Origin of the sequence: Sphingobacterium chungjuense (genome assembly GCF_011316935.1) — a bacterium.
Classification (GTDB): Bacteria; Bacteroidota; Bacteroidia; order Sphingobacteriales; family Sphingobacteriaceae; genus Sphingobacterium; species Sphingobacterium chungjuense.
In genome coordinates this window covers 467,587-482,010 of the sequence record NZ_WLYS01000004.1, presented here as the reverse complement: position 1 = coordinate 482,010, position 14,424 = coordinate 467,587, and the positions used below count along the sequence as shown (strand labels likewise).

Sequence of the window (14,424 nt, the reverse complement as noted above, 5' to 3'; positions counted from 1 at the left end):
ATATGCCAGAGAAAATAGAAGAAAAAGGGCGGAAAGAATATATTTAATTCTGCGCGACGTCGGAAGATTGTACTAAAATCTCCTTCGCCATGACCATTGGAACTTTAATGTATTTCTTTTCCATGTAATTGATGACTTTCTCCAAAACTTCTAAAGCTTGAGGATCCAACCCATTCAATTCACGAGCAAATACTTCATTCATTGCGGTAGCGCGTATCTCCTTGATTTTATCAGGAACCTGACGCATAGCAACTTCTACCCGTCTTTGTTTGATCATCGGAAGAAATTCTTCGATGTTTTGATGTATGATTTTCTCCGCATGATGTAGCTCATCATAGCGTTCTTTAATGTTTTTCTGTGCAATAGCTTGCAAGCTGCTCACCTCAATGTAGTGAATCGGGTTTTGCGCGATCACTTCGGCATCGATATCATTTGGAATAGCCAAATCGACCACCACTTTCTTATCCACTTCACCGTTGCACAGGGAGGTGTACAATGCTTGGTCGACAATTGGTTCTGATGATCCTGTACAGGTAATCATCACATCAAAACCTTTTTTATAGTTAGCCAACTCCGATAATGGATATGCAGTTGCTTGCAGCTCGGAAGCCAAAGCATACGCTTTCTCCACGGTTCTGTTGAATACTACGAAGTTTTTATACTTATGTTTTTTAAGGTATTTTGCTAGATTTTGGTTGGTTTCACCTGCTCCAATAACAAGGATACGAGGATTTTCTACCAATTTCACTTCTCTTAGCTTACGGTAAGCCAAAGAAACGACAGATATCGGATTGCGAGAGATATTGGTATGGGTATAGACCTCCTTAGCAGTTTTGACCAAGCGATCCATCATCATACGCATGAAATCTCCAGTAAAACCGGCATCGCGACAGCGTTCATAAGCACGGCGAACCTGTGCAAGGATTTCTTTCTCACCAACCACTAAGCTCTCAATTGAGCAAGACATACGAAGTAGGTGATTAAGAGCGTCCATTCCAGCATACTTGTTTACCTGACCTAAGTAGCATTGAAGTCGCTCGGTAGGAACACAAAAATTCATGCTATGCATGAACTGCGAAATAAACTCGTCTGTAAGTTCATGCGCCCCGTAAAAGACAAACTCTACGCGGTTACATGTACCAATGTAAAAGATTTCAGGAATATCCAAGTTGTTCTTGAGATTGATCAATCTGTGGTTCAACTCTTCGTTGCAGATTACCAAATTTCCCAAGTCCTTCAACTCGACATGTTTGTGTGTAAACGCTATTACTTTTAAATTTTCCAAAGTCTGCTACTCGCGCTATGATTCGTCCTGCAAATGTAGATCAAAAGCCGTCTGTTTCTGTCAAAAATCTGTCAAAGCGACAAATTTAGAACGATTTTAAATAGTGTGAAAATTATTTTATGTATCTTATTTTCAATGATTTAACTTCCTTGTACGAAGCTTTGAACGAGTATTCGTTCCAATTATATGACCGTCTACTTACCGAAATCTTTTAATCGTTGTAATCCAATGTCTTTTTTCTCTATATCAAGCTGGGTGACCCAAGCTTTTTCAGAGAGTAAATCTAATCTTGTTTTCGGATCACTAAGCGATATCGGTTTGATGCGAATTTCTTCTTCCAATACTGGTTGGGCAGTGTGTAAGTTATTGCTGTGTCTGATCATACGGATTGTAAAAATAGGCCATTTGCCTACAGCAGAAAAATTAGCTTTATGAAATTCTACCGTTTTCTTTGCGCCCAGCAAGGAACTGAATAAGCCTTCCTGCTTGCCAGCTTTCGTTTCGCCAATGGATATCAATAATTGAAACGACGTTTCATTCACGATCCAGAATCGCGCTAATCCTTCTTTCTGTTCGCCGGTAACAGCGAGATAAATACCTTTCTCGATGAACTGGCCTACGATTTCTGCCGGAGCATCTTCATCGTCTTGGCGCTTCATGTCGCCATGCACTGCTGTTATTTTAGTGATCGATACAGGGATTTCAAATCCAGATTCGTCTGTAACGCCGATAATATCGTCGCTCAGAAAAGACGTGATATGGCCCTCAATAGCCTCATCCACAAATCGTACAAAGTCACCTATTTTGAAGTTCATATGCTATCTCCTTATGTTGTAAATCTAATTCTTCTATGTATTCGATTGGATCAATATATCCAAACCGTTCTTTGTGTATTCCTGCTGATCCAATAATCTCAGATAAGTTTCTTGAGAGATCATACTAGCGCCAAGGCTTTCCAAATGAGCGGAATGGATCTGGCAGTCGATCAGTTGAAGATCAAAATGTTTGGCAAATTGAATCAAGGCGTATTTGGAGCTATTACTGACGTGAGAAAACATACTTTCGCCACTAAAAACCTTCCCGAACAAAACACCATACAATCCGCCAATCAGTTCGTTGTCGGTATTCCACACCTCAATAGAGTGTGCAAAACCGAGTTCATGCAATTGGATGTAAGCGGCGCGCATATCGGCTACGATCCATGTGCCATCCTGATCTTTGCGACTTGCGCTTGCGCAAGCATCTATTACGTCTGCAAAAGCCTGATTATACGTCCAGTGGAAGCGGTCTGATCGCAATACTTGTCGCATGCTTTTGCTGATGCAAATGTTTTTTGGATCCAATACAAAACGTTCATGTGGTGCGTACCATAGAATTGGCGTTTCTTCACTATACCAAGGAAATATACCATTTTGATACGCGTGTAGCAATCGGGTAGGAGATAGGTCGCCGCCGACGGCGAGCAAACCATCTTCGTCGGCCAGCGCTGGATCAGGCATCTGCGTCGGATCTGCATTCAGTTGAAAGATCATGAACTATCGGTGTTCCTTAATCTTCTTCGTCTGGTTGACGAGGCTCCTTGCTAATTTGGTCAAATATTTTGTCCATATGTTCCACATATTCATTCGTGTCGTCTAAGAAGAATTCTAGATGCGGTACGATACGAGCATTGTTCTTAATGCGTGTGCCTAGTTTATAGCGGATTTCATTGGATTTGGATTTGATTTTCTCCAAATCCTCTTTCGCGGTCTGTGTATTGATGAAGCTCAGGTACACGCGTGCAATCGCCAAATCTGGCGTCACGCGTACTCTAGTCACGGTAATAAATGCATTCGGCGCCCACTGATGTGCTTCCCGTTGAAATATCTCTGCTAAATCTTGCTGGATCACACCAGCAAATCTTTGTTGTCTTTTGCTCTCAGTTGCCATGATAATATGAGGTTATAAGGTAACGCTATATTAAGCTACAAATATAGGCAAAATAGATCACATGAATTTTCGCTTAGAATAAGGCATGCCATGGGAAAATAAAATACCGTTAAAAGGAAAAAGCTTGTCTTAGGATTAGACAAGCTTTTCATCAAAAACTAGTTTATAATTGGATAGCATGAATTTCGTGTAAGTTTTAAGACTTTTTAGGTCTATCAAGTTTAAAGTTTACTGGTGGCAGTGATGAGTAAGGGTAAGCTTACTCAGATTTTTTTTTCATCTCCCTTTACATCACAAACATAGGGTTTTGATTTAGACCTCACAAACTAAAACTCAAAAAAAAGTAAGTGGTTACTTTCGTTGTTAAATCACATTTAGACCCACACTTTGCTAAATCGTATAAAGCAACGCTTAACCACTTACTAACGCATTTTATTAAAAAGCGCGATCTTCCAAATGTTTGTCCATATCCAGGTAATCAATACCTTTTTCCCACCAATCGGGAGAAGTTGCTCCCTTCAAATAGTGATCAAAAAATTCCATCATGCGCACGGCGTAGTCTTTTTTATTCACTTCTTTCGCTAAGCCGTGATTTTCTCCATTATAGGTTAGCATCGTTACCGGCTTCTGCAATCGGCGTAATCCATTGAAGTATTCTATCCCCTGCGTATAGTCCACCGCCCCATCTTTATCATTATGCAAAATGACCAAAGGCGTGTTCACATTTTTGATGTGGTAGATGGGAGAATTGCGCGTGTACGCATCCCAATTGTCCCAATAACCCGTCGTCAATCTGCCTTGCGAAGACTCAAAAATGCTTTGATTCGTCGTTCCCGAGTTCCAGTAAATCAAGCTGTACATACTAATCATATTCGTCAGCGGCGCTCCGGCCACGGCTGCTTTGAAAATATCCGTTTGTGTGATTAAGAACGAAGTCTGATATCCGCCCCAAGAATGTCCGTGAATACCCACGCGTTCTTCATCTACGATGCCCGTTGCCACCGCTGCTTTTACTGCTGGCACAACGCAAGCCACGGCAGACATGCCCGGATCATTCAATTTATAAGCGATATCTGGCATAAGGACAGCATAACCATTACTCGTGTATACGGCGCGATTAAAACCTCCGCCCGGAAAAGCAGGTTGAGAATAACTGTTCGTACCATCTGTTAATCGCTCGTAGATGTACGTGATTGTAGGGTATGATTTTCCTTCAACATAATCGGCAGGCAAGAAAAGTGTCGCTTGCAAAGTATCACCAAAGTCATTGACATAATCAATCAGTTTTGCACCGCTGGATAGCGCGTAATCATCTTTCTTCGGCGTATTCTCGGTCAGCTTTCTGGTTTTATTGAAAGTGCTGTTCTCCGCGATGTATAGCTCGGGCGATGTCGTATTATTCTCTTTTACGAAAAATAGGTCATTCGCTTGTTTCGGCTTGCTGATATACGAATACAAGTCAGCCGAATGTTGTACGATCGCTAGCTTGTTGCTGCCAGATTTCAGTACCGCAATGCCCGATTGCTTATCGCTTTCGTTGAACACCATAAAATACTGATCCTTCTTCGTGTCGGTAAAGTCATCATCTGGGTACAAATTGGACAAAAGTCGGTTGGCTGTCCATTGCTGATTTTTCCAACGGTCAGTTAATGCCACCGCCGATTTGCCATCTGCAGAAACCTTCCACAAATCAAAATTATCTCGTAAAAGCACGTATTTGCCATCAGCTGTCCAGCCAAAGTTGGGTGTGCCAGGCTTTTCGACGTTGTTATCTACTTTTTCCGCAATAAAGCTGGCTTTGATCTTATCGGTCAAGTTTGTAGAAGCCAGGCTGCTTGTATTCAGGTTGTGATAATGCCCGTTTTGGTAATACAATAAATATTTGCCATCCGGCGAGAAAGAGAGATTTCGTATGGCATTCAGATACAGTTTCTCAATCGCTTTACGGCTTTGGCCAGTAGTGATGTCTACCAGATACAAATCGGCAAATTGTTGTCCATCCAAGCTAGATGCCATCTCGTAAGGCGTGTAATCAAGTGCATAACCCAAATCTTGATTTGGTGCTAGCGCAATGCTCTTGCGCGCGCTATCTGCCAACGATACAAATTGCTTGCTTTTGATGTGATAAGCCGATTGCGCCGTATAGTTCTTATCGCGGTTAGATTGCGTGCGCTGCGCCGATTGTAATCTTTTATCCTGCCAGTTCCAAATGATCATGTCTGGCTTCTCGGCATCCTTATCGGCTTTTGGAGCAGGTTTTTTCTCGGCGATTTTGGTAGAATCTTGCGCCGTACTATCGGCCGCCGCTTTGTTTTCTGTCTTTTCCAGTTTGGCGATGCCAAAGAAAAGTGTGTTCAAGTCTTTCGACCAAAATGGCGTGCTGTTTTCGCTAATGCCAAAGCCAGCGCTGATTTCTTTATCATCCAATCCGGTGTAGCTGATGATGTTAGACGCATTTCCTTTGATATCTTTCACACCGATAAGCGTGTAAACAGGCGTTTTATACGCTTTATCTGTTTTTGCTTTCAACAAGGCTAGCGCCGTACCTTCTTTGTTCCAATTGATTTTGCTGTAGGCTGCTTTATCATTGTCTAATGCGTAGGTTGTACCGCTTTGCATATCGCGCAAGAATACCCCATTTCCGTTTTTGTTATTCGCGTCAATGGTGTACACGAGGTATTGTCCCGATTTGTTGAATTGAAATTCATTGACATTACCGATGTTGAACGTTTGCTTATTCTGTAAGTTATACAATAGTAAGTCACTTCCTTTAGCCGCGTCTGGGCCTTTTGGGGCATCACCCGAAGATTCAAATCTTACCGCCAGCCAGTTGCCGCCTTCGTTCGAAAATTCGAATGATCTTGCGCGTTCGAATAAAGTGCTGCTGGTGTCTTTCACCGTTACCAAACGTAAATTTTTGAAGCTAGGTTTCTTCGCTTTTTCGTTCGCTTTGATGGTTTTGTAAGGTGCGGCTTCAAAGAAAGCGATATGACTCGCCGATTCGTTGAAGCGAATTGGCCCTGCTTCGCCGCCTATATTGTATTGGTATTTCGTCGTGTCAAAAGCAGATTTCAATAACAGGTTGAGATCGCCTTGGGTTGGTCCTTCTGCGTAAGCGTACCATTTCGCATTGTTGGAGATCGTCATGACGTTCATGCGCAGGTATTCCCATTTCGGGATATCTTTCCAGGTAATGGGCGGTTTGCTTTCTTGTGCTTGGCCACCTAAAGCTGACGCTAAAAGGAAACCCAGAAGTATGCATTGTTTTAATTTCATAGTGAGGAATTCGTTGATCGTTATTTTGGATTTTCGAATATATTGAATTTTCTTTCTTTTTCCGGTAGGTATCAGCAAGGTTACCGTTGCCAAACAATTGATTTAACGGTCTGCAATTGCTACTTTTGGTGGATTTAACTCGATCCTTCGAAATGGAGTTGGCGCAATGATCACCAATTTTCCAAACTAGCAGGGCACAAGCACGAATATAGAAATATGAAGATTTGGCAAAAGAATATAGACGTTGATACTTTCGTAGAAAACTTTACCGTAGGCAATGACCGCGCAATGGATCTACATCTAGCCGGAGCAGATGTGCTGGGATCGCTAGCACATACGCAGATGCTACACAGCATTGGTTTGATGACGGCCGAAGATCTTGCGGCAGTACAAGCGGAGCTAAAAAATATTTATCAAGATATACAGGCGGGCAACTTCGAAATCGAAGCCGTGGTAGAAGATGTGCATTCGCAGATCGAGATGTTGCTGACGCAACGGGTTGGCGATGCAGGCAAGAAAATCCATTCGGGGCGCTCCCGCAATGATCAGGTTCTAGTAGATCTTAAATTATATTTCCGGACGGAGATCGAAAGCATGGTTTCGCACACCGAAGGTTTATTCCGTCAATTAATCGAGTTGAGCAATACGCATCGTGATGTGCTGATGCCAGGTTATACACATTTGCAAATCGCCATGCCTTCTTCTTTTGGCTTGTGGTTTGGTGCCTACGCAGAAAGCTTGGTAGATGATTTGCACATGATGAAAGCCGCTTGGCAAGTGTGCAATAAGAATCCGCTGGGTTCGGCCGCCGGTTACGGTTCGTCGTTTCCGTTGGATCGTACGATGACCACACGTTTATTAGGTTTCGAAGATTTGAACTACAATGTGGTGTATGCGCAGATGGGCCGCGGTAAAACCGAGCGCATTCTAGCGCAGGCTATGAGCTCTATCGCGGCGACATTAGCCAAATTCGCGATGGACGTGTGTTTGTTTATCAACCAGAATTTTGGGTTTATTTCTTTTCCAGCACACCTAACTACAGGTTCAAGCATTATGCCGCACAAGAAAAACCCCGATGTGTTTGAGTTGATTCGTTCGCGTTGCAATAAGATTCAGGCCTTGCCGAATGAGATTGCTTTGATGACCACTAACTTGCCGGTAGGCTATCACCGCGACCTACAATTATTGAAAGAAAACCTTTTCCCAGCGTTCCAATCGTTGAAAGATTGTTTGGAGATTGCCACCTTTATGCTACAGCATATCGATATCAAGAAAGACATTCTAGAGGATCCAAAGTACGATTACCTCTTCAGTGTGGAAGTCGTGAATAACGAGGTGCTGCAGGGTATCCCATTCCGCGAAGCGTACAAAAATATTGGCTTAGCGATTGAAGAAGGTACTTTCAGTCCGGAGAAATCTGTGAATCATACCCACGAAGGCAGTATTGGCAATTTGTGCAACGATCAGGTTGTTCGTTTGTTCGAAGAAGCAAAATCTTCATTTGGCTTTGATCAGGTGGAGAAATCGTTGGCTGATCTGTTAGCAGATTAAATAGCGTAATATGCTATAACATGAAAGAGGGCAGTCTATCCACAGGCTGCCCTCTTTGCTATTAACGTCCTTTGCAACGACGCTTTGTGTCGGCTTTCCATGCCCTTTTCAGGCGGCGCCTTTTATCCGATTATTTGAGATCCGGATAATCCTTTGTTGGTTCGATGCGGTAGGTACTCGTCGCTTCGTGTACTCGACCGTAATCATCTGTTGCACGTACTTTAATTTTATGTTCGCCGACGGCCAAGTCAATTGGTAATCCAACGCGCCACAAATGTGTGCTAGTCATGCCATCTGTCGGACGACGACCTGGAAGCAAAGTTTCCAGATTGTCCCAAGGATATAAAATCGCGGTATAAGCGGGGTCGATTGTTCTGGCCGGCATCATCTTTTCCCATTTGCCACCATCGATCGCAAATTCGACTTTATTACCATGATGACCCATAAAGAAGTTAGCAAAAATTGCCGCGCGAGTGCGTTTCCCTTGCCCAACTACTTTCGGATGGTACAAGTTGATCTGATAGGTGGAATCCTTGCCCGATGGTTTGTAACTAATGCGATAATCGTGTTTGTTGAAATCGATAAAGGCATAGCCATTTGGCGTACCATCGCGCATCGTTGCTGCTGGCACACCACGCTCATCCAATTCGCCGCTGTACCAATCTCCTGACGTTGTACCAGCGTTATATTCATGATGCGGTTTCGATTGTTGCCAGCCATCCGCTTTACCGTAAAAATGCTGTGTCTGCGTATGCATGTGTGCAGAAAGCGACAAGGTATGCGGATAATCTTTTAACAGATCAAACAGACGCTGTCTATCTTCCGCACGGAATGTATCGCCATTGCGATGCTCCAACGGAATATGGAACGCCAAAACAATTAATTTGGAATGATCCACGTGCTTGAGGTCATTCTCTACGAAATCCAGTTGATCTTTACGGAATCCACCCAAATATCCTTTTCCAGTGCGTGGATTCGGGTAGCGGACATTATCTAACACGATGAAATGTACGTGGCCGTAGTTGAAGGAGTAATTGGCAGGACCAAAGTTTCTTTCAAATGTTTCGTCTGATAAACTATCGGCCGTCACGTCATAGTTCATGTCGTGGTTGCCCTTTAGATTATACCAAGGCACGCCGATGCGTGCCACGCTAGCGCGATAGGATGGGTGTAAGCTCAGATCGTCGCCCACCAAATCTCCTAAACTCAAACCGAAAGCAACATTCTGAATGCCGACCACTTCATCTACAATCGCACGATTGAAAAAGGTCATTTCTTGTGCCGTGTACGCTTGTGGATCGCCAAATAGCAACATACGAAATTCTTCTTTTTCTGCATTTTTATGCAACGCAAAATCAATAGATTTCGGCAAGGGGCCGGTTGGATCCACACCCGCATAGGTCAACTCCTTTGGCGAACCTTTGGGTTTGTGGATGTAGTAAGATTTGTGCAGATAGTGCTCGTTTAGAGGCACAGTATATCCGCTTGGTTTGATAACAAATACAATATTGTCTTCGCCAACAGGAAGTTCGTACTGTCCTTTTGCATCGGTCAATACCACTTGAACGCCATTACTCACGGCTACTTGGGCAACGCCTTGCTCGCCTTTGTCCCATTTTCCATTCTTGTTGAGGTCTTCGTAAACCTTGCCTTTGGCCAATTCTTGTGCGTTGCCTGTTAGCGCTGCGAATACTAAGCCCGTAGCCAATAGGCCAAATAGATTCTTCTTCATAGTTCTTATAGATTATTTAATGAATGGCATCACGTAAGGCGATGCTTTGTGTTGAACCAATACTTTATTCATATCATACGCCATGGTCACCGTGGCATTCGCACGATCGTACGTAAAATCATCCAAGCCTCTGTTTTTTGGAATGAAATCTGGAATAATCGCCTTGATATGCTGCTCGCTCACGTTGCGGTTGTTCAACTGCTCGCGCTCCGAAACCGGGAAACGAATCCCTAAGTCCGTCATGCGACGACCTTCCGCGATAAAGATTTCTTGGCGCAGTAGATAGATCAGATAAAGCGCCTCGTCTTGCGATTGTATGGCATCGATTTCTACATTGGTGATGTGCGTGCCGGATACCGAGTAAGCCGGAATAGTTCCTTTGGCGCGATCCAGTACGAATCCAGATAGCGCTGGGCTTTGCGCGTCGAACTTGACCTGCACGGCCGTAATAGCATAATCGGTTCTATTACCGCCATTACGCGTGTCGTTCTTGTCGTTAAGCTGCGTTACGGGCCTTTTACTGACGGTATTGCTCAACAGATCTTTCAAGGTCTGCTTTACCGCAGTCAAATTATTCTGTACGGCTTGGGCTTCTGCCAAGATCAGGAATGCTTCTTCGGCTTTGGCGATAGCAATAGGCTTCTCATCGTCGAAGATATTGCTGGTTTGGTGAAAGTACTTTGGATCTAGAAAGTCCAATCGCGGCAGCGGAGCAAACCAATTAGTTGTGCTCGAGAAAATGGCGCTTTGGAAATTGTTAGACGGACCGCTCTGTGTACCATATTTTACTTGACGTAGCAGCAGTGGCGTTGCTACGATCTGATTCGCAAAGGTGGTGGCTTCAGTCATATTGCCTAAACCATAATGACAGCGCGCAATCAACAGCGTGCAAGCATTCTTATCGGCAGCAGCACTATATAAGGTTGACGCTTCGTTGAGTAATGCAATAGCCAGATTACGTAATTCTACGGGCGATTTTACTTCGCCCAATACCGTAGTCGGCAATCCTACATATAATTCTGCTCCTAAAATATGGGCATATGCTTTTGAAAACAGCAGTTCCGCACGGATTTGCTGGTCCTCTGGCGACTCAGAAAAGGTAAATTTGGTCAAACCAAATTCGCTCATCTCCAGCAACTTTTGGATGTTGGCCTGAATATTCGTGACGTCACGATCAAAGTGGTTGATCTCTGGATTGTCAAAAACCTTACTACTTTGCGTGTAATTGTTGAAGTAATTATCAGATACGATTTCGGTAAACTCCACCACGGTACCCACGGTCAGGCTGGTTTGGCGACGCACACCATTCAGCCAAGTAGGCAATGATTGTTGCCCGTCGATAAAACGTTCTTCGGTGACGTACGGATTTTCAACTTCGAAAAGTTCGCAAGAGCTCAGCATAAGGGTAGCGCCTGCTAATAGATATAATGGATTGAATGCTAATTTCATGGTATTATTTATTAAAAGGACATTTTAACAGAGATCAGGTATTGTCTAGGTGCAGAGTAAGTCGCGTAAGAAATACCGCCCGTCGTTGCGCGACCTTGACCTTGTGCCGATCCACTAATGGTTGCTTCTGGATCAAAGCTGGAGGTTGCAAAGTTGAACGGATTCATTACGGTGCCGCTCACGACCAGGCTTTTAGCGAAAGAACGGGTCATTTGTTGTGGCAATGTATAACTGGCTCCAATGGTTCTGATCTTGATGTAATCGGTTTTCTCTACAAACATGTTCGTGAATTGCAACCAACGAGTACGCTTGAATGCGGAGTTGATTTCGCCTTCGGGAATACCTTCGTTGCCAGCGCCATAATTGTATCGAAATTGGCTGTCCCAGTTGTTGGCATAAGCGCCTTGTTGGTAATCTGCATTGGCAAATAGGTTAAGTGATTTCCATTGGAAGTTGACGCCCATACTACCGAAAAGATCGGGAATCGTGGTACCCAAGTTTTGTAATGGCGTGGTACTCTCCAAGACACCATCTTCACCAAATACGCCATATGCACCGCGTATAAATCCGATCGGATAACCTTCCTGTACCACAGTCTGTATGGTACGCTCGCTAAATCCGGCCAAGTTGAATGGCGCAGCGCCATTAGAAGACAATACTTTGTTGTAAAGCGTGTTTACTGCTAGATTAAAACGCAGGGAAGTATTTTCTTTCTGAATTGCGACAATTTGTGTCGAGAACTCCAAGCCACGATTCAGGATCGTGCCGACATTTCTAAGCGCTAATGCTTCACCGGTGGAAGGTGCTGCTGGTACAGAAAATAAGGCATCATTCGTTACCGCATGATATAGGCCCGCCGACAAAGTAATGCGGTCTTTCCAGAAACCTAAATCCAAACCTGCTTCAAACGTGGTGGTTTTCTCTGGGCGCAAGTCTACGCCCGGCATGCCAAACATCGCCGCTTGACTGCCCAAATATCCTTCGAAACTCACGGTTCTCAAATTGAGAAAAGCAGGTGGAAAGTTTCCGGCCACACCATAGTTACCACGCAATTTGGCAGAAGGTAAGAAAGGAAGATGGTCACTCCACCAACCTTCGGAAGAAGGAATGTAGGAGAATCCGACTTTCGGATAGTACTGCACACCAATATCTTTACCGAAGGCACTATTGCCATCGCCACGAAGACCCAAATCCAAGAAAAGTTTGTTTTTCCAACCTAAGTTCGTTTGCGCGTATACACCGTAGTTAACCACTTCGTCTACAAAGTTGTCACTGCTCGTAGCGATCGCTTCGCGAATGGTTCTTGCGCCATCGCGCACATTCGTGCCATTGTAAGCTACTTGCTTGTCTTCGTTACGGAATAATTGTCCACCAACGGTTGTTACGGCCGAAAAGTCGCCGATCTCTGCACGATGTTGTCCGTTTAATTCCAAGGTTAATCCCCAGAATTTCCGTTCACCATTATTGATACTGCCACGATCTGTGGTCAAGTTACCTGTGGTGTGCGTTAGGTATTCATTCGTTTGGATCGTTTGGTTGCGTACCACACGGTAATCAATACCACCGACCGCTTTAATGTTGATGTTGTGAACGGGTTTATATTGAAAAGTTTGTCCGGTTTGGAAACGATTCACCACAATCTCATTATCCTGAAGTCGTTCTGCGGTGTGTACAAACGTTTTCATCTTTTCAAATTCCTCCTCAGATAGATCATCAATACGCGGATTGAATCTTGGCGTTGGTCCAGTTACAGCCGAAGCGCCACTTTCTGCATACCACAATCCAGTATAGCCGCCTTGGTTACCATTACGTGTACGTTTGAAGCTGTTGTTGACAAAAGAGAAACTACTTTCATACGATACTTTTTCATGCAATTCGGCTTTGAATCCTGTGCGCAGATCGAAACGTTTATTTTGATTTTGCTTGAATAGCTGTACGCCCGAACTGCTGAGATACGCACCTGTCACGCTGTATCCTACTTTTCCGCTGTTGCCATTCACCGCCACATTATAGCGTTGGAAAAGTCCAGGCTCAAACAAAAGTTCTTTCGTCCGTTGGAAATGTAGGAAATCTGTCGTTGCACGTTCCGCACCTAGCGTCGCCTCGGCTGATACGCTGGTGCGATCTGCGCCGCCTTTTTTGGTGAAAATCTGAATGACGCCATTCGCCGCATCCGAGCCATATAAAGTCGTGGCCGCACCACCGTTTACATATTCTACCCGTTCGATATTATCGATCGGAATATCCGCCAGCGCACTCACGCCAGCGCCTTGTGCGCTACCACCACCAATCGCCGAGGCGGTATTTAGATTATCCATACGTACCCCATCCACATATATCACGGGCGTAGAATTCATAAAGGCAGAAACGACACCGCGTGCGCGAATGATGGACGTTGCGCCAGATTGTCCACCCGTCAGGCGGATTTGCGCATTCGGCAGTTTGGATTGTAGGAGCTGGTCAAATCGGGTTGCCGGTACTTTCGCTAACTCGTCGCCACCAATGCTGGCAATGTTGGTAGAAAGCCTTCTTTTATTGATGTCGAGACCTTGACCAGTGATGACCACTTCATCCAATCCGAAAAGATCTTGTGCGAGGTCAATTTCCAATTTTTGTGATAAGCTGCTGCGCGAAACGGTAATATCTTTGGTTTTATATCCCATAAAGCTCACGCGAATGATCCAGCTTTCCGCCGTAGGAAGATCCAGCTTAAAATTTCCATCTACTCCCGCTTTGATGGATCTATTTTTAGCCACCACAGCAATCGTGGCTTCCGATACAGGTTGGCGCGTTAGCTCGTCACGCACAATACCGCGAAGTACTGATTGTTGTTGCGATTGGCTACGGGTCTCTACTTTTGGCGCCGGGTTTTCAGTCGATGCATGCAGCAAAATAATGTCGCCTTTGATTTGGTAGGCGATACCCGTGCCCCGTAGCAATTCTTCCAGCATCCGCGGTAGCGAATGATTTTTGTCGTAACTAGCCGCTTTTTTTCCGATCAGGATCTCTTTGTCGTAGACCAATCGTTTGTTGGCATTTTTGGCGATATTCTCCAAAGAGACAAGCAAAGCACTTCCATCTGCCTGCGTGGTGTACATGGAGACGGTCGTCAGCATCTTACCTTGTGTGGGAGCAGCCCCTAAAAGGCAGGCTCCGGTAAGCAGCAATAGGTAACTTTTCATTTTTTGTGGTTGATGTTTGT

9 protein-coding genes are annotated in these 14,424 nt (G+C 44.4%); 1 reads left to right on the top strand and 8 read right to left on the bottom strand.

The features are described from left to right. Positions 1-43: 43 nt before the first annotated feature. The 5 genes from hemA to GKO22_RS12655 all read right to left on the bottom strand — a co-directional run bounded on the left by hemA (position 44) and on the right by GKO22_RS12655 (position 6,490). On the bottom strand, positions 44-1,285 hold the full coding sequence (gene hemA, locus GKO22_RS12675; RefSeq protein ID WP_166335567.1) for a glutamyl-tRNA reductase: 1,242 nt from the start codon (positions 1,283-1,285) through the stop codon (positions 44-46). 194 nt (positions 1,286-1,479) lie between these two features. Further along, positions 1,480-2,100 (bottom strand): hypothetical protein, encoded by a 621-nt coding sequence (locus tag GKO22_RS12670; protein ID WP_166335565.1) that lies wholly within the window; start codon positions 2,098-2,100, stop codon positions 1,480-1,482. A 33-nt stretch (positions 2,101-2,133) separates the two neighbouring features. Then, the gene (gene aat / locus GKO22_RS12665) at positions 2,134-2,817 is read right to left on the bottom strand and encodes a leucyl/phenylalanyl-tRNA--protein transferase (RefSeq protein WP_166335563.1); all 684 of its coding nucleotides are present in this window, start codon (positions 2,815-2,817) and stop codon (positions 2,134-2,136) included. A gap of 16 nt (positions 2,818-2,833) precedes the next feature. Further along, complete coding sequence (gene rbfA / locus GKO22_RS12660) at positions 2,834-3,214, bottom strand: 30S ribosome-binding factor RbfA (RefSeq protein WP_166335561.1); 381 nt, start codon at positions 3,212-3,214, stop codon at positions 2,834-2,836. Between the two features lie 435 nt (positions 3,215-3,649). Next, entirely contained in the window at positions 3,650-6,490 is a 2,841-nt protein-coding gene (locus GKO22_RS12655) for an alpha/beta hydrolase family protein (protein ID WP_166335559.1), read from the bottom strand. Between the two features lie 216 nt (positions 6,491-6,706). Here GKO22_RS12655 and argH point away from each other — a divergent pair, with 216 nt between their 5' ends. Continuing rightward, on the top strand, positions 6,707-8,041 hold the full coding sequence (argH, locus tag GKO22_RS12650; protein ID WP_166335558.1) for an argininosuccinate lyase: 1,335 nt from the start codon (positions 6,707-6,709) through the stop codon (positions 8,039-8,041). Positions 8,042-8,171: 130 nt separating this feature from the next. Here argH and GKO22_RS12645 read toward each other — a convergent pair whose 3' ends face one another. The 3 genes from GKO22_RS12645 to GKO22_RS12635 are packed head-to-tail and all read right to left on the bottom strand — an operon-like array spanning position 8,172 to position 14,404. Then, the gene (locus GKO22_RS12645; RefSeq protein WP_166335556.1) at positions 8,172-9,773 is read right to left on the bottom strand and encodes a calcineurin-like phosphoesterase C-terminal domain-containing protein; all 1,602 of its coding nucleotides are present in this window, start codon (positions 9,771-9,773) and stop codon (positions 8,172-8,174) included. A gap of 12 nt (positions 9,774-9,785) precedes the next feature. Beyond that, positions 9,786-11,222, bottom strand: coding sequence for a tetratricopeptide repeat protein (locus GKO22_RS12640; protein WP_166335554.1), 1,437 nt, complete (start codon positions 11,220-11,222; stop codon positions 9,786-9,788). 11 nt (positions 11,223-11,233) lie between these two features. Further along, on the bottom strand, positions 11,234-14,404 hold the full coding sequence (locus GKO22_RS12635) for a SusC/RagA family TonB-linked outer membrane protein (RefSeq protein ID WP_166335552.1): 3,171 nt from the start codon (positions 14,402-14,404) through the stop codon (positions 11,234-11,236). Positions 14,405-14,424 lie beyond the last annotated feature (20 nt).

Excerpts from the sequence above, each read along its gene's own strand:
- GKO22_RS12670 (WP_166335565.1), bottom strand. The coding sequence starts at position 2,100 with ATGAACTTCAAAATAGGTGACTTTGTACGATTTGTGGATGAGGCTATT.
- aat (WP_166335563.1), bottom strand. The coding sequence starts at position 2,817 with ATGATCTTTCAACTGAATGCAGATCCGACGCAGATGCCTGATCCAGCG.
- rbfA (WP_166335561.1), bottom strand. The coding sequence starts at position 3,214 with ATGGCAACTGAGAGCAAAAGACAACAAAGATTTGCTGGTGTGATCCAG.
- GKO22_RS12655 (WP_166335559.1), bottom strand. The coding sequence starts at position 6,490 with ATGAAATTAAAACAATGCATACTTCTGGGTTTCCTTTTAGCGTCAGCT.
- argH (WP_166335558.1), top strand. The coding sequence starts at position 6,707 with ATGAAGATTTGGCAAAAGAATATAGACGTTGATACTTTCGTAGAAAAC.
- GKO22_RS12645 (WP_166335556.1), bottom strand. The coding sequence starts at position 9,773 with ATGAAGAAGAATCTATTTGGCCTATTGGCTACGGGCTTAGTATTCGCA.
- GKO22_RS12640 (WP_166335554.1), bottom strand. The coding sequence starts at position 11,222 with ATGAAATTAGCATTCAATCCATTATATCTATTAGCAGGCGCTACCCTT.
- GKO22_RS12635 (WP_166335552.1), bottom strand. The coding sequence starts at position 14,404 with ATGAAAAGTTACCTATTGCTGCTTACCGGAGCCTGCCTTTTAGGGGCT.